At 74.7% G+C, this 20622-nt stretch carries 19 protein-coding genes and 3 tRNA genes; 17 read left to right on the plus strand and 5 right to left on the minus strand.

Features of this window, described 5'->3' with window-relative positions:
• The first annotated feature begins 109 nt into the window (after positions 1–109).
• Entirely contained in the window at positions 110–712 is a 603-nt protein-coding gene (locus AB0C78_RS36665) for an acetamidase/formamidase family protein (RefSeq protein ID WP_360757267.1), read from the plus strand.
• Positions 713–805: 93 nt separating this feature from the next.
• Here the strand turns inward: AB0C78_RS36665 and AB0C78_RS36670 are convergent, their stop codons facing one another.
• On the minus strand, positions 806–1540 hold the full coding sequence (locus AB0C78_RS36670; protein WP_360757269.1) for an SDR family oxidoreductase: 735 nt from the start codon (positions 1538–1540) through the stop codon (positions 806–808).
• Positions 1541–1739: 199 nt separating this feature from the next.
• On the opposite strand from AB0C78_RS36670, the gene AB0C78_RS36675 reads away from it, so the two are divergent.
• The 7 genes from AB0C78_RS36675 to AB0C78_RS36705 all read left to right on the plus strand — a co-directional run bounded on the left by AB0C78_RS36675 (position 1740) and on the right by AB0C78_RS36705 (position 7042).
• On the plus strand, positions 1740–2861 hold the full coding sequence (locus AB0C78_RS36675) for an MFS transporter (protein WP_360757271.1): 1122 nt from the start codon (positions 1740–1742) through the stop codon (positions 2859–2861).
• Positions 2862–2958: 97 nt separating this feature from the next.
• Positions 2959–3855, plus strand: coding sequence for a metal-dependent hydrolase (locus tag AB0C78_RS36680; RefSeq protein ID WP_151542526.1), 897 nt, complete (start codon positions 2959–2961; stop codon positions 3853–3855).
• Positions 3852–4883 carry a PDR/VanB family oxidoreductase gene (locus AB0C78_RS36685; RefSeq protein WP_360757274.1) on the plus strand — a complete coding sequence of 344 codons (1032 nt, stop codon included), beginning with the start codon at positions 3852–3854 and terminating at the stop codon, positions 4881–4883. The genes AB0C78_RS36680 and AB0C78_RS36685 overlap by 4 nt, the downstream gene beginning before the upstream one ends.
• 75 nt (positions 4884–4958) lie before the next feature.
• On the plus strand, positions 4959–6545 hold the full coding sequence (locus AB0C78_RS36690; RefSeq protein WP_360757277.1) for a protein kinase: 1587 nt from the start codon (positions 4959–4961) through the stop codon (positions 6543–6545).
• Positions 6546–6783: 238 nt separating this feature from the next.
• Positions 6784–6857 (plus strand) — tRNA-Leu (locus AB0C78_RS36695).
• A gap of 5 nt (positions 6858–6862) precedes the next feature.
• Positions 6863–6935: transfer RNA gene (locus AB0C78_RS36700), tRNA-Leu, on the plus strand.
• A gap of 25 nt (positions 6936–6960) precedes the next feature.
• Positions 6961–7042, plus strand: a tRNA-Tyr gene (locus AB0C78_RS36705).
• 21 nt (positions 7043–7063) lie between these two features.
• Here the strand turns inward: AB0C78_RS36705 and hpnR are convergent.
• Positions 7064–8539: a hopanoid C-3 methylase HpnR gene (gene hpnR / locus AB0C78_RS36710; RefSeq protein WP_360757279.1), complete on the minus strand. Its 1476-nt coding sequence runs from the start codon at positions 8537–8539 to the stop codon at positions 7064–7066.
• 170 nt (positions 8540–8709) lie between these two features.
• On the opposite strand from hpnR, the gene AB0C78_RS36715 reads away from it, so the two are divergent.
• Entirely contained in the window at positions 8710–9327 is a 618-nt protein-coding gene (locus tag AB0C78_RS36715; protein WP_360757282.1) for a helix-turn-helix domain-containing protein, read from the plus strand.
• Here AB0C78_RS36715 and AB0C78_RS36720 read toward each other — a convergent pair.
• Together AB0C78_RS36720 and AB0C78_RS36725 are read right to left on the minus strand one after the other, a co-directional pair.
• Positions 9324–9797 carry a DUF3515 domain-containing protein gene (locus AB0C78_RS36720; RefSeq protein WP_360757285.1) on the minus strand — a complete coding sequence of 158 codons (474 nt, stop codon included), beginning with the start codon at positions 9795–9797 and terminating at the stop codon, positions 9324–9326. The two genes, AB0C78_RS36715 and AB0C78_RS36720, sit on opposite strands and share 4 nt — an antisense overlap.
• The gene (locus AB0C78_RS36725; RefSeq protein ID WP_151542521.1) at positions 9784–10017 is read right to left on the minus strand and encodes an Lrp/AsnC ligand binding domain-containing protein; all 234 of its coding nucleotides are present in this window, start codon (positions 10015–10017) and stop codon (positions 9784–9786) included. The genes AB0C78_RS36720 and AB0C78_RS36725 overlap by 14 nt, the downstream gene beginning before the upstream one ends.
• Before the next feature lie 155 nt (positions 10018–10172).
• Here AB0C78_RS36725 and AB0C78_RS36730 point away from each other — a divergent pair, with 155 nt between their 5' ends.
• The 3 genes from AB0C78_RS36730 (at position 10173) to thiD (ending at position 13028) form a co-directional block, all read left to right on the plus strand.
• Positions 10173–11093, plus strand: coding sequence for a thiamine-phosphate kinase (locus AB0C78_RS36730; protein WP_360757287.1), 921 nt, complete (start codon positions 10173–10175; stop codon positions 11091–11093).
• Positions 11094–11194: 101 nt separating this feature from the next.
• Entirely contained in the window at positions 11195–12145 is a 951-nt protein-coding gene (locus tag AB0C78_RS36735) for a cellulose binding domain-containing protein (protein WP_360757289.1), read from the plus strand.
• A gap of 52 nt (positions 12146–12197) precedes the next feature.
• Complete coding sequence (gene thiD / locus AB0C78_RS36740; RefSeq protein ID WP_360757292.1) at positions 12198–13028, plus strand: bifunctional hydroxymethylpyrimidine kinase/phosphomethylpyrimidine kinase; 831 nt, start codon at positions 12198–12200, stop codon at positions 13026–13028.
• Positions 13029–13261: 233 nt separating this feature from the next.
• Here the strand turns inward: thiD and rpmB are convergent, their stop codons facing one another.
• Positions 13262–13456 carry a 50S ribosomal protein L28 gene (gene rpmB / locus AB0C78_RS36745; RefSeq protein WP_067632165.1) on the minus strand — a complete coding sequence of 65 codons (195 nt, stop codon included), beginning with the start codon at positions 13454–13456 and terminating at the stop codon, positions 13262–13264.
• Between the two features lie 201 nt (positions 13457–13657).
• On the opposite strand from rpmB, the gene AB0C78_RS36750 reads away from it, so the two are divergent.
• From AB0C78_RS36750 to AB0C78_RS36770, 5 genes are all read left to right on the plus strand, one after another.
• Positions 13658–15244 carry a DAK2 domain-containing protein gene (locus tag AB0C78_RS36750; RefSeq protein WP_360757294.1) on the plus strand — a complete coding sequence of 529 codons (1587 nt, stop codon included), beginning with the start codon at positions 13658–13660 and terminating at the stop codon, positions 15242–15244.
• A 33-nt stretch (positions 15245–15277) separates the two neighbouring features.
• A complete protein-coding gene (gene recG / locus AB0C78_RS36755) occupies positions 15278–17467 on the plus strand; it encodes an ATP-dependent DNA helicase RecG (RefSeq protein WP_360757296.1) in 2190 nt (729 codons plus the stop codon).
• A 62-nt stretch (positions 17468–17529) separates the two neighbouring features.
• Positions 17530–17598 carry a putative leader peptide gene (locus AB0C78_RS36760; protein WP_353070652.1) on the plus strand — a complete coding sequence of 23 codons (69 nt, stop codon included), beginning with the start codon at positions 17530–17532 and terminating at the stop codon, positions 17596–17598.
• A 64-nt stretch (positions 17599–17662) separates the two neighbouring features.
• Positions 17663–18523 (plus strand): HEAT repeat domain-containing protein, encoded by an 861-nt coding sequence (locus tag AB0C78_RS36765; protein WP_360757298.1) that lies wholly within the window; start codon positions 17663–17665, stop codon positions 18521–18523.
• Positions 18524–18796: 273 nt separating this feature from the next.
• Positions 18797–20539: a serine/threonine-protein kinase gene (locus tag AB0C78_RS36770; protein WP_360757300.1), complete on the plus strand. Its 1743-nt coding sequence runs from the start codon at positions 18797–18799 to the stop codon at positions 20537–20539.
• Positions 20540–20622: the final 83 nt, after the last annotated feature.

Here is a 20622-nt window from a genome sequence, read left to right on the forward strand (position 1 = left end):
GGATCGGGACCGTTCCCGTCGCCGTTCCGGAAGGACGCCCGCCTTGACGCTCTCACCCGTTCCGCCCGCCCCGACCCCTCCGTTCCCGTCGGAGGGGAGGGCGCGGCCGGTGCCCGGGCACGACCGCTGGCATCCCGCCATCCCCGGCGTCGCCGAGGTGATCACCGGCGGGACCGTCCGGATGGAGTGCGCCGCCCGCGAGCCGGGTGAGGACGCGGTGCTGTGCGGCCCGCTCGTGGTCGTGGGCGCGGAGCCCGGCGACGTGATCGTGGTGGACGTCCTCGGCGTGGGCCGCGCCGACGGGGTGTACTCCGCGTCCGGGCATCCCGGCATCATCGGGTGCGCGCCGCGGGCGGTGCGGCCGGCGCCCGAGGACGACGGGGGACGGATGCTGCTCGGCGGCGTCCATCCGGCGGCCCGCGCGCGCGTGGCGGCGGAGGCGGTGCGCAGCGAGGCCCGCGGCCGGGAGATCGGCGGCTGCGCGATCGCGCCGCTGACCGCCGGGTCCCGGATCCTGCTGCCGGTGCACGTGCACGGCGCCAAACTGTCGGTCGGCGACCTGCACTTCCCGCCGCGCGGCGCCCTCGACTGCCGGACCGCGGGGCTGGCCGGCTGGATCGACCTGCGGATCAACCTGACCCGGCGCGGCGTCGAGCGGTTCCGCGTGACCGCCCCGATGCTGATGCCCGCCCCGTCCCCGCGGAGCGCCTAGCTGCGGGCGCGGCCCGCCGTCTCTCCGGACCGCGCCCGCCCGCGCCCGCGCCTTCTGGGCCGCGCCGGCCGCTGCCGGGCCGCGGCCGCGTCGCTAGGCGCGGAAGACCTCGCCGCCGTCGACGTTGAGGATCTGGCCGGTGATCCACGCCGCCTCGTCCGACAGCAGGAACAGGCAGGCGCCGACCATGTCCTCGGGCGTGCCCATCCGCTTGAGCGCCATCTTCTGGTCGACGATCTTCTGCGACATGTTGCCCGGGACGACCTTGCGGTTCGCCTCGGTGTCGGTCGGGCCCGGCGCGATCGCGTTCACGCGGATGCCCATGCTGCCGAGCTCGTGCGCGAGCTGCTGCGTCAGCCCGTTGATCGCGACCTTCGCGAGCCCGTAGAAGCCGGAGTACTGCCATGCGGCCGTGGACGACTGGTTCACGATCGACCCGCCGCCGCGCGCCTGCATGTGGGGGTAGCAGGCGCGCGCGCAGAGCAGCGCGCCGTCCATGTTCACCGACATGAACTTCTTGTAGTAGTCCCAGTCGACGGTGAACAGGAAGTCCAGCTTCATCGTCCCGAAGATGGCCGCGTTGTTCACCAGGTGGTCGATGCCGCCGAACCGCTCCACCGCGGCGGCGGCCATGGCCTCGGTGGACGCCGGGTCGGACACGTCCGTCTTCACGAACAGTCCCTTGATGTCGTCGGCGACGGCCTGGCCGCGCTCGTCGACGTCCGCGACCACGACGGACGCGCCCTCCGCCGCGAGCCCTCGCGCGTACGCCTCGCCGATGCCCTGGGCCGCACCGGTGACCACCGCGACCTTTCCCTCGAACCTCATGCTCACAGTCCCCTCCGCGCGCGGCCGTCCGGCCCCTGGTTCTGGACAGGTGTCCAGACTACAGTTCAGGACGGCCCGCGGCGCAAGGGCGGATCCCCGCGAACTCCGCATCGGCCGCATCAGCCGCATGGCGAAGATTCCGGGACGCGGGCCCCGATGCCGGGACGAAATGATCTAGGGTGAGCGCCGGGGAGCGGTGGTGCTGCAGCGGATCAAGGTCGGGGCCGTCTACGGCGGCGCGCTGCTCGGCCCGCTCGGCGGCGGGGTCGTCTCGCCGATGCTCCCGGAGATCGGCCGGTCCGTGCACGCCTCGGCGGGCGCCGCGGCCGCGTCGCTCACCGCCTACTTCGTGCCGTTCGCGCTGGTCCAGCTCGTGTCCGGGACGCTGGGGGAGCGCTGGGGGCGCCGCCGGACGGTCCGGATCGCCTACCTCGTGTACGCGGCGGGCTCGCTGGTGTGCGCGCTCGCGCCGGCGCTGGGACCGTTCCTCGGGGCGCGGGCCGCGCTCGGGGCGGCCAACGCGTTCACCTCGCCGCTGCTGCTCGCCGGGCTCGGCGACATCGTGCCGCGCGACCACCTCGGCCGGGCCGTCGGGGTGTACTCCAGCTGCCAGGCGGCCGGGCAGTCGTTCGCGCCGCTGGTCGGCGGGCTCGCCGCGGCGTCGTCGTGGCGGCTCGGATTCGTCGTGGTGGCGGGGGCGGCGGTGCTGCTGGCGTTCGCGCCGCCGCCGGGGGAGCCGCGCCCGGCCGCGGCGGCGCCGCCCTGGCGGCCGCTGCTGAGCCGGCGGATGGGCCTGCTGTCGGCGGCCTCGTTCCTGTCGTATCTCGGCGCGTCCGCGCTGCCGTTCCTCGTGGCGCTGTACGCGCGGGAGAAGCTGCACGTCAGTGCGGACCTCACCGGCGTCGCACTGCTCGGGTTCGGAGTGGCGGGGCTGGTGCTCGGCGCGGTCTGGGGACGCGTCGCCGAGCGGGCAGGGGCGCGGCTGTGCGGCGGTGTCGCGGCGGTGGTGACCGGGGTGTTCGTCGCGGTGGTGGGGTCGTCCGGGTCCGTGGGCGCGCTCGCCCTGTGGTGGACGCTGGCGGGCGCGGGGGCGTCGATGATGACGGTCGCGCTGCAGAGCCTCACGATGCGGGCGGTGCCGCGGAACCGGGGCGGGGCGCTGTCGGCCGTGTCGGCGTTCCGGTTCGGCGGGGGAGCGGTCGCGCCGCTGGTGTGGCTGCCGGTCTACCACGCCGGCGCGGCGGGTGCGTTCGCCGCGGCGGCGTGCTCGTTGCTGCTGGTCGTCCCGGTCCTCGCGCTCGCCGGCGACACCGCGGGGTGACGATGCTCACCGGAGCGTGCCATTGTTGGGCGCCGGAACCGCCGGTAATTTACTGGACGTCTCGTCAATAACCCGTCGGCGCGCCGGAGGGAAGCCCATGTCGGTCCAGCAGCCGCCCGTACGGCGGCCCCCGGAGCCGGAGAACATCGTCCTGCAGGCGCGCGACGTCCGGTTCGACTGGTCGGACGTCCCGCTGCACTGGATCCCCCGCGACCCGGTGGCCACCCACCTCATCAACGTCCTGCACATGCTGCTGCCGGCCGGCGAGGAGTGGTTCGTCAAGGTCTTCAAGGAGGCCGTCCCGTACATCCGCGACGACCGGCTCCGCGAGGACGTCCTCGGCTTCATCGGCCAGGAGGCCATGCACGCCGCGTCCCACGACGCCGTCCTCGACCACTTCGTCGAGCAGGGCCTGGACGTGCGGCCGTTCGTCCGGCAGGTCGAGTTCGTCTTCGAGGACCTGCTCGGCGACCGCGGCCTGACCGGCGACCGCAAGCGCGCCTGGCTGTTCGAGCGGATCGCGCTGATCGCCGCGATCGAGCACTTCACCGGCGTCCTCGGCGACTGGATCCTGAACGCGAAGGCGCTGGACGAGGCGGGCGCGGACCCGATGATGCTGGACCTGCTGCGCTGGCACGGCGCCGAGGAGGTCGAGCACCGGCACGTCGCGCACGACCTGTTCATGCACCTCGACGGCTCGTACGCGGCCCGGCTCCGCGCGATGGGCGAGACGATCACCATGCTCGGGGCGCTGTGGCACCGCGGGCACCGCTTCCTCATGGCCCGCGACCCGATCGTCCGTGGCCGGATCAAGGGCGGGATGCGACACCTGCGCCGCACCGGCCCGGCGGGCCTCACCCCCTCCGGGCGGATGGTCGGCGCCTCGGTGGCGCGCTACCTCAAGCGCTCCTACAGCCCGCTGAACGAGGGGTCCACCAGCCAGGCCCTCGCCTACCTGGCCGCGTCCCCGGCGGCCCGGGCGGCGCTGCGATGATCCCGCCCGACCTGCGGGGACGCCGCGAGCGCGACCCGTTCTGGGTCGCGGTGAACGCCGCGTTCAACGGCATCCAGCGGTTCCGCTCGCTGCGAGCCCCCGCGCCGCCCGCCGTCCGGCCCGTCGACCGGACGCTGCGCCTGACCGTCCAGGAGGTGCGCGGCGAGGCCGACGACGTGGTCAGCCTGCGGCTCGGCGCCCCTGACGGGCGCGTCCTGCCCGCCTGGCAGCCCGGCGGCCACCTCGACGTGCTGCTCCCGTCCGGGCGCCGCCGCCAGTACTCGCTGTGCGGCGACCCCGCCGACCGGCGCGCCTACCGGATCGCCGTCCGCCGCCTGCCCGACGGGGGCGGCGGGTCCGTCGAGATGCACGAGCTGCGGGAAGGCGACGAGGTCGCCGTGCAGGGGCCGCGCAACGCGTTCCCGTTCCTCGCGCACGACCGGTACGTGTTCCTCGCCGGCGGCATCGGCATCACGCCGATCCTGCCGATGGTGACCGCCGCCGACCGGTTCGGCGCGGACTGGCGCCTGGTCTACACCGGCCGGACCCGCGCGTCCCTGCCGTTCCTGGACGAGCTGCCCGCCGGACGCGTGACCGTCCGCACCGACGACGAGCACGGCGTGCCGTCCGCCGCGGGCCTGCTCGGCGACGTCCCCGACGGGACCGCCGTGTACTGCTGCGGCCCCGCGCCGATGATCGACGCCGTCCGCACGTCCGTCGGCCTGAACGCGACCCTGCACTACGAGCGCTTCGCGCCGCCGCCCATCGCCGGCGGGAAGCCGTTCGAGGTGGAGCTGCGGCGCAGCGGCCGCACCCTGACGGTGCCCGCCGACCGGTCCGCCCTCGACGTCGTCAGGGACGTGCTGCCGGACGTGGCCTACTCCTGCCGCCAGGGCTTCTGCGGCACCTGCCGGACCGCCGTCCTCGCCGGCGACGTGGACGACCGCGCCCCGTCCGACCAGGGCGACGACTCCATGCTGGTCTGCGTCTCCCGCGCCACCGGAGGGCGCGTCACCCTCGACCTGTGACACGGCGGAGACCACGCCCGGCGCCCGGATGTGCCAGGCTTGGGGGATCTGGTCCCGTCCTGAGGAGAACGTGCCGTGCCGCCAGCCGACCTGCCGGATCGCATCGGCCCCTACCGGGTGGCGGACCGGCTCGGCGAGGGCGGGATGGGGACGGTCTACGTCGGGCTGGACGAGACCGGCCGCAAGGTCGCCATCAAGGTGATCCGCCGCGAGTACGCCGCCGACCGGCAGTACCGGGCGCGGTTCCAGGCGGAGGTCGCGGCCGCGCAGCGCGTCCGCCCGTTCTGCACCGCGCCGGTGCTCGACGCCGACCCGGCGGCCGACCCGCCGTACCTGGTCACCGAGTTCGTCAACGGACCGAGCCTCGACGACTCCGTCGCGAAGGACGGCCCGCTGCGCGGCGCCGACCTGGAGGCCGTCGCGGTCGGCATCGCGACGGCGCTGACCGCGATCCACGACGCGGGCGTCGTGCACCGCGACCTCAAGCCGGCGAACGTGCTGCTGTCCACGTTCGGCCCGCGCGTCATCGACTTCGGCATCGCCCGGTCGGTGGACGGGACGCGCCTCACCGCGACCGGCGGCATCGTCGGCACGCCCGCGTTCATGGCGCCCGAGCAGCTCGACGGGCGCGGCGCGACCCCCGCGTCCGACGTGTTCGCCTGGGGCGCGACCGTGGCGTTCGCGGCGCGCGGCGGCCCCTGCTTCGGCGGCGACTCGCTCCCGGCGATCATCCACCAGATCGTCAGCGGGGAGCCCGACCTGAGCGGGCTGCACGGGACGCTGCTCGGCGCGGTCGAGGCCGCGCTGGCGAAGGACCCGGCACGGCGCCCGTCCGCGCAGGCGCTCCTGGACCGGCTGATCTCGGGCGGCGCCCCGCGGCAGGCGCCGGCCGGCGCGCCGCCCGCCGGCCTCTCGCGGACGGGTATGTCGAGGACGGGCATGTCGCGGACCGGCATGTCACCGGCCGGGGCGCCGAGGCACGCCGCCACCGAGAGCGGCCCGCCGCCCGCACGGCACGGCGGCCTCTCCGCGGCGCCGCCACCGGCGCACGCCCCCGCGCCGCACCCGGCACACGCGTCCACACCGCCGCCCGCGCAGGGTCCGACACCGCCTCCGTCGCACGCCCCGGCTCCGCCGCCCGGGCCCGCGCCCTCCCCGGCACTCGCGGCGGGCGAGGCCGACGCGCTCGTCGAGCGCCAATACCGGCAGGCCGCCCAGGCGGGCGACCCGTCCGCGATGCGCAACCTCGCGGTGCTGCTGAGCATGCAGGGACGCACCGCCGAGGCCGAGTCGTGGCAGAAGTACGCCGATGCGGTCGCCGCGCGACCGGCGCCGTACCCGCAGGGCACCGCGCCCGGCGCCTACGGCCCGCCGACGCAGGCGCCCGCCGCCGGCCCGCGCCCGAACCCGTACGCCAAGCCGTCCTACAACCACGCCTCCATCTACGCGCTGACCTGCGGGCTCGTCGGGCTGATCTCCTGCGGCCTGACGTCCATCCCGGCGATCGTCGCCGGGCACATCGCGTGGGCGCGGGTGCGGCGCTCGGGGCAGCGCGGCCTCGGCTTCGCGATCACCGGGATCTCGCTCGGCTGGCTCATGGTCGCGTTCTGGCTGCTCGTCCTGCTCGGCTGGTCGCTGCCGGACGACACGTCCAGCGGCTGACGGCCCAGGGGAGCGGCCCCGCGATAAATGCGTTGCGGGCCCTCCGGTGCCGATGGCACCGTAGAGCACGTCAGCCCGTCGAAGACGGTGACACGAGACCTCGGAAGGAGGACCGGCCATGGCGATGGAGCAGCTACGACTTCGACTGCCCAAGGCGTCGCACGCCCGCCCCGGCCGGTATCCCCTCTCCTAGAGGCCCCCTGGCCGAGCCGCCGCGAGCGACGCCTCGCACAGACCTGCGGCTCTACCCCAACAGGCAGAGGGGCCATCCTCAGATGGTGGACGTTCCGGGTTCGAATCCCGGGAGCCGCACGCACGCCTCCGTAGTCCAACGGTAGAGACAGCGGCATGAGGTGCCGTGTGCTGGGGGTTCGAATCCCTCCGGAGGTACGAAGCGGGCCGCGGGCCCGCACACGGGGCGGCGCCGACGCGGGAGAGTCGGGCCTGTCTGTAAAACAGGTGCAATGTCTGAGTGGGTTCGAATCCCACCCGCCCCACCCGGAGTCCCCGGGCCGCGGTTAGCGCTGGCGCTCGTGGATGTAGAGCTCCTTGCGGCCGGCGGGCCCGACGGAGCGGTGATCCGGAACCGGCAGCTCGTAGCGGACCTTCCGCAGATGGTCGCCGTACTGCCGGTCGGCGTTGTAGACGGACCGGAACTTCCAGATCGACCTGGCGAAGTTCGTCTGCCCGTGCCACAGGTGGCGGCCCATGATGCCGAGCGTCTGCGCCGCAGCCGCGACGCCGAGATGCTTGCGGTTCATCACCGACTGGGTCTTCACCAGCTCGCGGTAGAACTCGTACAGCGGCAGGTTCGTCGGCACGACCGCGTGCTGGATGTCGAAGAGGCGGTAGTCGCGCGTCGTCAGCTTGCGGGACTCGGTATGCCAGATCTCCGTGCCGGGATAGGGCGTCATCACGGTGAGGTTGACGATCTCGGGCACCGACAGCGCCCACTCGCGGACGAGCGTGAACTGGCGGGCGTCCCAGGCCGGGTCCACGATCAGGTTGATGGCCACGGTGAGGCCCATCTTGCGGGCGAGCTCCAGCGCCTTGATGTTGGTGTCGGGGCTTGTCCGCTTGCGGTATCGGTCGAGGCCCTCCTCGTCGAGCGCCTCCATGCCGAGGAACATGTAGTTCAGGCCGAGCCGCCGCCACCGCTCGAAGACCTCGGGATGGCGCAGCAGCACGTCCGCGCGGGTCTCCAGGTAGTACTCCTTGCGGATGCCGCGCCGCTCCACCTCGGCGGCGATCGCGTCGCCGTGCTCCGGCTTGATGAACGCGACGTCGTCCACGATGAACAGGCCGGGCTCGCGGATCGAGGCGATCTCCTCCGCCGCCGCCTCCGGCGACACCTTCCGGTACGTGCGGCCGTAGAATGTCCACGCGCTGCAGAACGAGCAGTCCCACGGGCAGCCGCGGGTGAACTCGATGGACGCGGCCGGGTCCAGGACGCCGATGAAGTACTTGTGGCGGCGCCGCGTCAGGTCGCGGGCCGGACGGGGCGCGTCGAGGCTGTCGAGCAGCAGCGGCACCTTCTTGCAGGTGCCGTCTGCGGTCACGGCGCCCGGCACCTCGCCGAGGCCGCCGTCGCGCGCGGCCTCCAGCAGCAGCGGCGCCGCCACCTCGCCCTCGCCGCGCAGCACCGCGTCCAGCGCCCCGTTCGCCTGGTCGAGGACGTGCGCCGCGATGAACGAGACGCTGTGCCCGCCGGCGAACACGAAGCACCCCGGCAGCCGGCGCTTGACCTCCTTGGCGAGGTCGATCATCTCCGGCACGTTGGCCAGGTAGTTCACCCCGAACCCCACGGCCTCCGGCCGGAACGCCTGCAGTTCGCGGCGCAGGTCCTCGTGGGTGAACACCTGCAGGTCCAGCAGCCGCACCTCGTGGCCGGCGGCGCGCAGCGCGGCGGCGACCCGCTCGACGCCGAGCGGTTCAAGCCGCAGGAAGATCTCCGAGTACATCAGTCCGCTGGGATGGACCAGGAGAGTGCGCATCGGGTTCCCTTCCCAGGCGCGTCGGCCGTTCGCTGTGGTGCCGGATCGCTGTGGTGCCGGATCGCCGTGGTCCCGCAAAACGCGGCGCTCCGGACAGCGGACTGTTACCCGTGATAACGGAGAGTTAACGAGTTGCCGGTGCGGCGGGCGTTGAACTAATGTCTGGACATGTGTCCGGAGAAGTGTCGACCGAGCCCACGCGCCGCCGCCTGACGCCGCGGCAGGCCGATACGGTGCGGCGGCTCACCGACGCCGCCGTCGAGGAGGTCCGCGACACCGGCTACGAGGGGCTGACCGTCCGCAACGTCGCCCGCCGCGCGGGCGTCGCGCCGGCCACCGCCTACACCTACTTCGCCTCCAAGAACCACCTGATCACCGAGGTGTTCTGGCGGCGGCTCAGCGCGCTCCCGCCCGTCGAGCCCGGCGGGCCCGCCGAGACCGGCGGCGACCGGGACGTCACCGGACGCGTCGAGCGGGTGCTCCGCGAGATCGCGCTGCTGGTCTCCGACGAGCCGGAGCTCGCCGCGGCGTGCACCACCGCCATGCTCGGCACCGACCCCGACGTCCGGGAGCTGCGCGCCCGCATCGGCGCCGCGATCCGCACCCGGCTCCGCGACGCGCTCGGCGACCACGACGACCCGGCGGTCCTCGGCGCGCTGGAACTCGCCTACTCCGGCGCGCTCCTGCACGCCGGCATGGGCTACACCTCCTACACCCGCATGGCCGACCGGCTCGCCGAGATGGCGCGGCTCATCCTGCCCGCCGGGGGACGGCCCGGCGCCCGCTAGATCTGGCCCTCCGGCTTCGCCGGGATCGTCGCCTTGATCGCCGGGGTCAGCTCGATCAGCACGTCCCCGGCCGGCCGGTACTTCGCCGGGACCGTCACCTCGACGTACGCCTGCCGGCCCACCGCCGTCCACGTCACCGGGCGGTCCACCGGCTGCCCGAACCAGCTGATCCCGTTGATGTCCACCAGCTCCGACGTCTGCCGCAGCGCGGCCGGGATCGGCACGCCGCAGCGCAGCGCGATCGCCGGCGACCCCCACGCCGCCGTCAGCTGCGAGTCCGGTTTGGTGTCGCGCAACGACTGGCCGTGCACCTTCGCGGGCAGCCGCAGCCCCTCGCAGAGCCGCTGCGTCGCCGCGTCCGGATGCGGGACGGGGACCTCGACCGCCCCGTCCCCGCATGCCGCGGGCAGCAGCATCAGCGGGGCCAGCAGGACCGGCGCCCAGCGGAACCGGATCCTAGATGTGGACAATGGGGCAGGTGAGGGTGCGCGTGATGCCCTCGACCGTCTGGATCTGCGCGACGACGAGCTTGCCCAGCTCGTCCACATTCCGCGCCTCCGCTCGGACGATCACGTCGTAGGGCCCCGTGACGTCCTCCGCCAGGGTCACGCCGGGAACGCCGGAGATGTGCCCCGCGACCTCGGCCGCCTTGCCCACTTCGGTCTGGATGAGGATGTAGGCCTGCACCATCACGTCCTCCCCGGGCGGAGAATTAGCCGTCGGACGGTCACCGTATCGTGTTACGCGGCGCGGCGGGCGTCCGGGGGGCGCACAGCGCGCGCACGGGCCCGGACGCGGCCGGCGGGACACGGCCGCCGGGCGGCGAGAGGGCGGGAACGGGGCGGATGGGCACCATCGGGGAGCTGGGCGAGTTCGGGCTGATCGGCCGGCTGACGCGGCGGCTCCCGCAGGGACCCGACGTCCGGCTCGGCCCCGGCGACGACGCCGCGGTCATCGCCGCGCCCGACGGCCGGGTCGTCGCCACCACCGACCTGCTCGTCGAGGGCCGGCACTTCCGCCGCGACTGGTCCGGCCCCTACGACATCGGACGCAAGGCTGCCGCGCAGAACCTCGCCGACGTCGTCGCGATGGGCGCCCGCCCGACCGCGCTGCTCGTCGGGTTCGCGGCGCCGCCGTCCACCGACGCCGCCTGGGCCGAGCGGCTCTACGACGGGCTCGCCGACGAGTGCCGCCGCGCCGGGGCGTCCGTCGCGGGCGGCGACGTCGTCGGCGCGCCCGAGGTCACGCTCGCCGTCACCGCGCTCGGCGACCTCGGCGGCGGCGCGCCGCTCACCCGGTCCGGCGCGCGTCCCGGCGACCTCGTCGCGGTCCGCGGCCGCCTCGGCCACGCCTCCGCCGGGCTGGCGCTGCTCGCCGAGGGACGCGACGGGCCCGCCGAACTGATCGCCGCGCACCGCCGCCCCGAGCCGCCGTACGAGGCGGGCGCCGAGGCGCGGGGCGCGGGCGCGACCGCGCTGCTCGACGTCAGCGACGGCCTCGTCCAGGACCTCGGGCACCTCGCCGACGCGAGCGGGGTGCGGATCGACGTCGACTCCGCGACACTGGTCGTCCCGGAGGCCCTCGGCCCGGACGGGCTGCGGCACGTGCTCACCGGCGGCGAGGACCACGGCTTCGCCGGGACCTTCCCGCCGGATTCCCCGCCGCCCCCGTCCTGGACGGTGATCGGAACCGTAGGAAGGGGTGCCGGGGTGCGCGTCGACGGGCGCGTCCCGGACGCCGCCGGATGGGACCACTTCCGGGGGTGAACGCCCGGTTGACACCGGGTGCCGACCGGGTGCGCTTTCCTCATCCGGTAGGCATGTTTGGTACTGGTTTGGTATACATCCTGTGATCGAAGAGGAATGGGATGGGACGACACACCAAGCGCGAGCAACCCGATGACGAGCCCGCGCCGGACGATCCGGCGCACGCGGGTTCGTTCCTCGGAGCCCCTCCCGGACCGTCCTTCGAGGCCTTCTCGGGCCCGACCGACGACCAGGTGTTCTTCTCGTACGAGCCCCACCCTCCCGCCTCCTCGCACGCTTCCCCCGCCGGTCCGCCGCCCGCCGCGCAGCGCCAGCACGGCCCCCCGGAACCGCACCGCTTCGAGCCCTATCCCGGCGACTACCCGGGCGACCTCCCCGCCGCCATGGCGGGCCACGACGACCGCTTCCCCGGCGCCCCGGCCGCCTTCCCGTCGCCGCCCGCGCCCCCGCCGGGATCCGGTGCCGACGGCTCCGCGCAGCCGCACTCGGCGGACTCCGCGACCGCCCCGGCCTCCCCGCCTTCGACGCGGGCCCGGGTCGCCCGGCTCGTGTCCGCGCTCCCCGTCCCGATGCTGCCGATCGTCGCGCTCGTCATCGCCGTCGGCGTCGTCGCGTACGCGCTGAGCACCCAGCAGATCTCCCTCAACTTCGCCGGCGGCGGCGCCCCCAAGAACCCGGTCAACAACCCCCGCGACAGCCAGGTCTCCCAGCGCGGGCCGGGCAACCGCGCCAGCCGCGCGACCCGCCCCGACGGGCTCGTCCTCGCCTTCCACGTCGTCTCCCGCACGAGCACCGCGTTCCGGGCCACCGGCACCGTCACCAACCGGGGGCAGAAGACGGTCTCCCGGTGGGCGCTCGCCTTCAAGATCCCGAACGTGACGGTGCGCGCGGTCAGCGGCGCGATCGTCGTGAGGACCGGCCAGCTCGCCTACGTCCGCGGCCGCACGGGTCTCGCGCCCGGCGGCTCCGCCCAGTTCGTCTTCACCGCGAACGGCACGCCGCGCAAGCCGACCTACTGCATCATGAACAAGCTGGCCTGCGCCATCCTCTGAGCTCCCGGACCGCGAGCCGCACCGCGCGATAGATCGCCATAAAGTGGACGTCATGCAGCAGAACGCGTCCGCGCCCCGCCAGGCCCCGCCGCTCGTGCTCACCATCGCGGGCTCGGACTCCGGCGGCGGCGCCGGCATCCAGGCGGACCTGAAGACCATGCTCGCGCTCGGCGTGCACGGGATGAGCGTCATCGCCGCCGTCACCGCGCAGAACTCCCTCGGCGTCCAGGGCTACTGGGAGCTGCCCGCCGAGGCCGTCCGCGCCCAGCTCGACTCCGTCCTCTCCGACATCGGCGTGCACGCGATCAAGACCGGGATGCTCGCGTCGACCGTGCTGGTCGAGACCGTCGCCGAGGCGCTCGCCGCGTCGGACGCCCCGTCCGTCGTGGACCCCGTCGGTGTCTCCAAGCACGGCGACTCGCTGCTGGCTCCCGACGCCGTCGACGCCGTCCGCTCCGCGCTGCTGCCCGCCGCGACCGTCGTCACCCCGAACCTCTACGAGGTCGAGCAGCTCACCGGCGTCAAGGTGGTGGACGAGACGGGCCTGCGCGAGGCCGCCGAGGCGGTCAAGGCGCTCGGCCCCCGCTGGGTGCTGATCAAGGGCGGCCATCTCCCCGGCGAGCCCGCCGACCTGCTGTTCGACGGCGAGCACGAGCACCGCTTCACCGCGCCGCGGCACGACAACCGGCACACCCACGGCACGGGCTGCACCCTCGCGTCCGCGATCGCCTCCCGCCTCGCGCTCGGCGACGATGTCCCCGCGGCGGTCGGCAAGGCCAAGGAGTACGTCACGGGCGCGATCGCCGCGGGCTTCCCGCTCGGCACCGGCATCGGCCCCGTCGACCACGGCTGGCAGCGTTCACTGCAATCCCGGCTGTGTTGACTGCAATCCCGGCCCGAGGGGCTCGCCTGGCGGCTCGCCCCTCGACCGGGCTTGGGCGAGCGCGGCATCGCTTCGCGATCTTCCCGGTGGAGGCTCGCCTCCGGCTTCGCCTCCACCGGTCAGGTCACGCGCTCGCGTGACGGCCGGGCGCTGCTGATCTGAACGGGCCCGGGCATGCGAAAGCCGGTTCACCGGGCAACCCCGATGAACCGGCTCAGGCGTGCTACCTGCGGTCAGACGGTCGGCTTGACGATCTTGCCGGCCTTGATGCAGGAGGTGCAGGCGTTGATCCGCTTGGTGCTGCCGTTCACGACGGCGCGCACGCGCTGGATGTTGGGGTTCCAGCGGCGCGGGGTGCGGCGGTGCGAGTGGGAGACGCGCATGCCGAAACCGGGTCCCTTGCCGCAGACGTCGCAGACGGAAGCCACGGGAAACTCCAAGTGGTGTCGATGCTCTACCGGAGCGCCGCCCGTCGCCGCCGCGGGCGGGGCCGGGCATCGTGGGCGCTCACTGATCGCGCCTCGGACGAGGCGCACGGATCAGACTAGCCGAACGGCCCATGACTAAGCGAATCGAAGCCGCGGTCAAGGCTCTGGCGCCCGGCGGGGACGGCACTGCAAGATGACCCGATGGTCCTTGATGCGGCGGCGGTGCGCCGGTGGTGCAGGCTCGCGGCGGACGCCCTCGGCCGCACCCGCGGGGAGATCGACGCGCTGAACGTCTTCCCCGTCCCGGACGGCGACACCGGCACGAACCTGCACCTCACCGTCCTCGCGGCGGCGGACGCGGCGGACGCCCTGCCGTCCGGCGCGGGCGAGGCGGACGCGTGGCGGGCCGTCGCGCAGGCCGCGCTGCTGGGCGCCCGGGGCAACTCCGGAGTGATCCTCAGCCAGGTCCTCCGCGGCATGGCCGACGTGCTCGGCTCCCCGGCGGAGCAGGGCGGCGCGGCGCTCGCCGAGGCGCTGGAGCACGCGTCCGTGCTGGCCAGGGCGGCGGTCGAGCATCCCGTCGAGGGCACGATCCTGAGCGTGCTGGGCGAGGCGGCGTCGGCGGCGTCGGAGGCGTCCGCTACGGGCGTCGACGGGACGGCCCGCGCGGCGGCGGACGGGGCGCGCCGGGCGCTGCGCCGCACGACCGGGCAGCTCGACGTGCTGGCCCGCAGCGGCGTGGTGGACGCGGGCGCCGCCGGGCTGTGCGTGGTGCTCGACGCGCTCGCCGCCGTGATCACCGACGAGTACCCGGAGCACTACGAGGTCCCGGCGCGGACCGCCGGGACGGCGCCGCCACCCGGCGAGCGCCCCGAGCCCCAGGGCCCCGGTTACGAGGTCATGTACCTGCTGGACGCGCCGGACGAGGCCGTCCACCGGTTGCGGGAGAGGCTCGACGGCCTAGGCGACTCCCTCGTCGTGGTCGGCGGCGACGGCCTGTGGAACGTCCACGTGCACGTCGACGACGCGGGCGCCGCGATCGAGGCGGGCCTCGCCGCCGGGCGCCCGCACCGCATCCGCGTCACCTACCTGCACGCCGCGTCCGCGGGTGAGCCGCACGCGCCGCACGCGGGCCGCGCCGTGGTCGCGGTGACCGCCGCCGACGGGCTCGCCGCGCTGTTCGAGGCGGCGGGCGCCCGGGTCGTCCGGCGCGAGCCCGGCGCGGTGCCGCCGCTGGCGTTGCTGGCGGACGCGATCCTCGCGGCCGGTGACGAGGTGGTGGTGCTGCCGAACGAACCGGAGGTCCTCGCGCTCGCCGAGGCCGCCGCAGAGCGCGCGCGGGATGGCGGAGCGCGCATCGCGGTGGTCCCGGCGAAGGCGTCCGTGCAGGGGCTCGCGGCGCTCGCGGTGCACGACCCGCTGCGCCGGTTCGGCGACGACGTCATCGCGATGACCCGCGCCGCCGGCGCCACCCGGTTCGGGCACCTGGAGGTGGCCGCGGAGGAGGCGGTGACGAGCGTCGGCCTGTGCCGTCCCGGCGACGTCCTCGGCCTGATCGAGGGCGACGTCGCGACGATCGGCGCCGACATAGCGGAGGTCGCCCGGCGCGTCCTGGACCGGATGCTGTCGGGCGGCGGCGAGCTCGTCACCCTGATCGCCGGGCGCAACGCCCCGCCCGGGCTGGCCGAGGGACTGGAGGAGCACCTGCGCGCCGGCCGTCCCGATGTGGAGGTCTGCCTCTACGACGGGGCGCAGCGCCGCTACCCGCTGCTCATCGGAGTCGAGTGATTCGTGTCCCCGCCATGGGCTAGAAAGGAGTCCGTGGCGAATCTCGACGAGCCGTTGCGCAAGGTTCTCGGCGACAAGACGGCCAAGGTGCTGGAGAAGGGCCTCGACCTGCACACGGCCGGCGACCTGCTGCACCACTATCCGCGCCGCTACGCCACCCGGGGCGAGCTGACGCCGCTGAACGAGCTGCTCGACGGCGAGCACGTCACCGTCATGGCGGAGGTCGTGAAGGTGCAGGGCCGCTCGCTGACCCGCAGCCCCGGCTACGTCCTGGAGATCACCGTCACCGACGGCACCGGCCAGCTGAAGCTGAGCTTCTTCGGCCGCAAGGGCTCCTACCGCCCCGAGAAGGACCTGTCGCCCGGCACCCGCGGCCTGTTCGCCGGCAAGATCAGCACCTACCGGCCGCGCAGCGGGAACGTCCAGCGGCAGCTCACGCATCCGCAGTACAAGGTGGTCGCGGAGCGGACCGCCGAGCAGGCCGCGCAGGAGTGGGCGGACGAGATCATCCCGATCTACCCGTCGACCAAGGGCCTGGACATCGAGACGATCGGCAAGTCCGTCGGGATGGTCCTCGACCAGCTCGACCTGCCCGCCGACCCGATGCCGGAGGCGCTGCTGCGCCGCCGCAACCTCATCGGCCTCCGCGAGGCGTACGAGGGCATCCACCGGCCGAAGTCCTGGGACGAGCTGACCCGCGCCCGCAACCGCCTGAAGTGGGACGAGGCGTTCGTCGTCCAGGTCGCGCTGGCGCAACGCCGGCTCGCGGCCGCCGCGCTCCCCGCGAAGCCGCGCCCGCCGTCGTTCGGCGGCGCCCTCGCCGAGTTCGACGCGCGCCTGCCGTTCGAGCTGACCAAGGGCCAGCGCGAGGTCGGCGACGAGATCGCCGCCGACCTGGCCCTCGAACACCCCATGCACCGCCTCCTCCAAGGCGACGTCGGCGCCGGCAAAACGGTGGTCGCGTTGCGGGCGATGTTGCAGGTGGTGGACGGGGGCGGGCAGGCGGCGCTGCTCGCGCCGACCGAGGTGCTCGCGCAGCAGCACTACCGGTCGATCACCGGGATGCTCGGCGACCTGGCCCAGGCCGGGCAGATCGGCGGCGCCGAGCACGCGACGCGGGTGGCGCTGCTCACCGGGTCGCAGGGGGCGAAGGCGCGCAAGGCGGCGCTGCTGGACGCGGCGTCCGGCACGGCCGGGATCGTCGTCGGCACGCACGCGCTGCTGCAGGAGACCGTGCAGTTCGCCGACCTGGGGCTCGTGGTGGTGGACGAGCAGCACCGGTTCGGCGTGGAGCAGCGGGACGCGCTGCGCGAGAAGGTCGACGGCGGCCGTCCGCACGTGCTGGTGATGACGGCGACGCCGATCCCGCGGACGGTGGCGATGACGGTGTTCGGCGACTTGGAGACGTCGGTCCTGGGGCAGTTGCCCGCGGGGCGCTCGGAGATCCAGACGCATGTGGTGCCGCCCGAGCGGCCGAACTTCCTCGCGCGGACGTGGGAGCGGATCCGGGAGGAGGCCGCGCAGGGCCGGCAGGTCTACATCGTGTGCCCGCGGATCGGGGAGAAGGAGGGCGACGAGGGCGACGCCGTCGCCGCCGACGAGGAGGGCCGGCGGTCGCCGCTCGGCATCATGGAGCTGCTGCCGCAGCTGGAGGAGCTGCTGTCCGGGCTGCGGATCGGGGTGCTGCACGGCAAGCTCCACCCGGACGAGAAGGACGCGGTGATGCGCCGCTTCGCGGCACGGGAGCTGGACGTGCTGCTCGCGACCACGGTCATCGAGGTCGGCGTGGACGTGCCGAACGCGACCGTGATGGTGATCATGGACGCGGACCGGTTCGGGGTGTCGCAGCTGCACCAGCTGCGCGGCCGGGTCGGGCGCGGGTCGCTGCACGGGCTGTGCCTGCTGGTGACGGACGCCGAGCCGGGGAGCAAGGCGCGCGAGCGGCTGGACGCGGTGGCGTCGACGACCGACGGGTTCCGGCTGTCGCGGCTCGACCTGGAGCAGCGGCGGGAGGGCGACGTGCTGGGCGCCGCGCAGGCGGGCCGCGCGTCGAGCCTGCGGCTGCTCACGCTGCAGCGCGACGAGGACGTCATCCGCGACGCCCGCGACGAGGCGACGTCGCTGGTCGAGGCCGATCCGGACCTGTCGGGTCATCCGGGGCTGGCGACCGTGCTGGCGTCGCTGCTGGACGAGGACCGCGCCGGCTTCCTGGAAAAAACGTAATTCCTACCTATTAAGTTGACTTTGCGCGCGCCCGCCGTCAGGATGGACGCGTGACCCCGAACGTGGCCCTCATCGCCCGGCTGCACGTCGACCTGCGGCGTGTGGCCAGCGCCCTGTGTTCCCGTCGCTGATCCCGCCCGGGGCCCGGCGCCCGCCCGGCCCGTCCAGGACCGACGGCTTCCAGGAGGCCACACCATGACGATCACCCGGCTCGACGACGTGGAGGAGTCCCTCCGCGCGTCCGACCCCGCCACCCGCGCCGCCGCCGTCACCGCGCTCACCGCCGCCGTCCGCGCCGGCGACGCGCCGCGCGGCGCCGGCGACACCCTCGCCTGGGCGCTCGCCGACGAGGACCGCGACGTCCGCGGCCGCGCCGCCCACGCGCTGCGCCGGCTGCCCGAGCTGTACATCGGCGAGGACGGCATCGGCGCGCTGCGGCTCGCCGCGTCCCGCGGCCGCGACCGGCTCGTCCGCGACACCGCCGCCGAACTGCTCGCGATCCTGTCCCGCGGCGCCGGGGAGCTCTACGCGCAGGGCCTGCAGGACGACGAGCCGCAGGTCCGCACCCAGGCCGTGCTCGGGCTCGTCGCGCTCGGCGCCGTGCCCGAGGTCGCCGACGCGGCCGACGACCCGTCCCGCGAGGTGCGGGTCGCCGTCGCCGAGGGCCTCGCCCGGCTGTCCGGGGCGGCCGCGCTCGCCGCGCTGGAGCACCTGCTCGCCGACCACGACCCCGTCGTCCGGATGGCCGCGCTCGACGCGGCGGCGGAGCTGGGCGTCCCCGAGCGGCTGGAGGGACGCGTCGTCACCTCCACCGCGCACGCCAGCTGGCAGGTGCGGCGCCGCGCCGTGCGGGCGCTCGGCCGGGCCCGCGCCGAGGTCGCCGTCCAGCCGCTCGTCCGCTCCCTCGGCGACCGGATCGTCGACGTGCGGCGCGCCGCCGTGCAGGCCCTGGAGCAGTGGGCGGGGGACCGTCCCGAGGTGGTCACGGCGCTCACCGAATCCCTCACCGACCCGGACCCGGGTGTGCGCACCCAGGTCCGCTGGGCGCTCGCGTAGGCGTACGCGGGCCCGCGGGCGGGCCGCCGGCGTGGCACGGCGCCGGCGGCCCGCTCTCACTTCCCCCGCGCCGGTCTCGATGCGGGCGGGACGTTCTGGGGTGGGGCGCCCTGCTCGCTTCAAGGCCGGCGCGGACGAAAAGGCCGCGACGCACCGGAATCGAGAACACACGGACGATCACCGACGTCTAACGTGATACCGGAAGGTAAGGGCCGGACGGTGCCCGCGCGGGTAGGTGTTCCCGTGGCGGGTCCACGCGACGGAGGAGAGCCGATGACGCCCGTTGCCCCACTGCGGCCGGACGACCCGGGGCGGCTGGGGCGCTACGAGCTGCTCGGCCGGCTCGGCGAGGGCGGGCAGAGCGTCGTCTACCTGGGCCGCCGCGACGACGGCATGTACGGCGCCATCAAGCTGCTGCGCGCCCAGCTGAGCCGCAGCCCCGAGTGGCGGGCGCGGTTCGAGCGGGAGCTGAAGCTGATCGAGCGGGTCGCCGGGTTCTGCACGGCGCAGGTCGTGGACGCCGACGTGTCCGCCGAGACGCCGTACGTCGTCAGCGAGTACGTGCCGGGCCCGTCGCTGACCGGGCTGGTCAACGAGCGCGGCCCGCGCACCGGCACGGACCTGGACCGGCTCGCGATCGGCACGGTCACCGCGCTCGCGGCGATCCACCGGGCGGGGATCCTGCACCGCGACTTCAAACCGTCGAACGTGCTGATGGGGCCGGACGGCCCGCGCGTCATCGACTTCGGCATCGCGCGGGTGATCGGCGCGGCGGCGGCGCGGGGCAGCGGCGTCGTCGGGACGCCGTCGTACATGGCGCCGGAGCAGGTGACCGACGCCGAGCTCGGCACCGGCGTCGACATGTTCACCTGGGCGGCGACGATGCTGTTCGCGGCGACCGGCCGGCATCCGTTCGGCAACGACTCGATCTCCGCGGTGTTCAACCGGATCCTGCACCACGAGCCGGACCTGTCGCCCCTGCCCGCGACGCTGCGCGGCGCCGTCGCCGCCTGCCTGGCCAAGGACCCGGCGCGGCGTCCCGAGGCGCAGCAGGTGCTGCTCGACCTGATCGGCCGCGACGTCCCGCCCCTGCCGCGGGACGGGGGCGCCTTGACCACCGGCGCGCAGCTCGCGGGGGACCGGCGCACGCCGTCCCCGCCGGCCCGGTTCGCGACGGCGGGGACGGGGCCGGAGCCGCCGACGCCGGACACGGTCCCGCGCCCGCCGCGCCGCATCGGCCGCCGCGTGGCGCTCGTGGCGGTGCCCCTCGTCGTCCTCGCGGGCGGCGGGACGGCCTGGGCCGTGCTGGCGAACGGTTCGCCGGACGCGCCCGCCAAGGCGTCCACCGACCAGGCGGCCCCGCCCGCGGCGGCGGCTGCGGCGATCGCGCCGGCCGCGCAGGCGGTCGAGTCGGTGCTGTCCTTCGACCACGCCTCGCTCGACCGGAACGTGGCGGCGGCGCACGCCGCGTCGACGCCGCGCTACGGCGCCGACTACGACCGGCAGCTCGCCGCCAGCGGCTACCGCAAGGAGCTCCAGGACAAGAAGGGGTCGGTGACCACCGACGTCGTCGACTCGGCGGTCGTCGGCGCGGCGTCCGACCGGGTCACCGTGCTGTCGCTCGTCAAGCGGACGGTGCGCGCCGAGGACGCCTCGCCGCGGCTGCTGGCGGACCCGATGCGCGCGACGATGGTCAGGCAGGGCAACCGGTGGCTCCTCGACACCCTTTACACGCTCAAGGCGGGGTCGCAGCGCGCCGACACCTCGGGCCTCCCGTGGCCGGGCGCGCAGGCGCGCGGGGCTCTCGGCGCCGTCTACCGGGATCCGGCCGTCGCGTCGGGGACGCCGGTGGAGCTGGGTGTGCGCGCGGGCGACGGGCCGCAGGGGCTGACCGCGCTCGTCGCCGTCGGCGACTGCAAGGGCGCGTGCACCGACAAGGACCCGATCTCGTTCCATCGCCTGCTGCTGCGGCGCTCGGGCGGCGGATGGACGGTGGCGTCCTCGCAGCGGCTCTGAAGAGGGAACGGTCCAGGGGCGTCCCGCGCGCGGGACCCCCCCGCGCGGAACGGCACCCCGCCGACCGCCAGGCCCCGTAAGGA

This window comes from Actinomadura sp. NPDC048394, from assembly GCF_040651755.1.
GTDB lineage: Bacteria > Actinomycetota > Actinomycetes > Streptosporangiales > Streptosporangiaceae > Spirillospora > Spirillospora montaniterrae.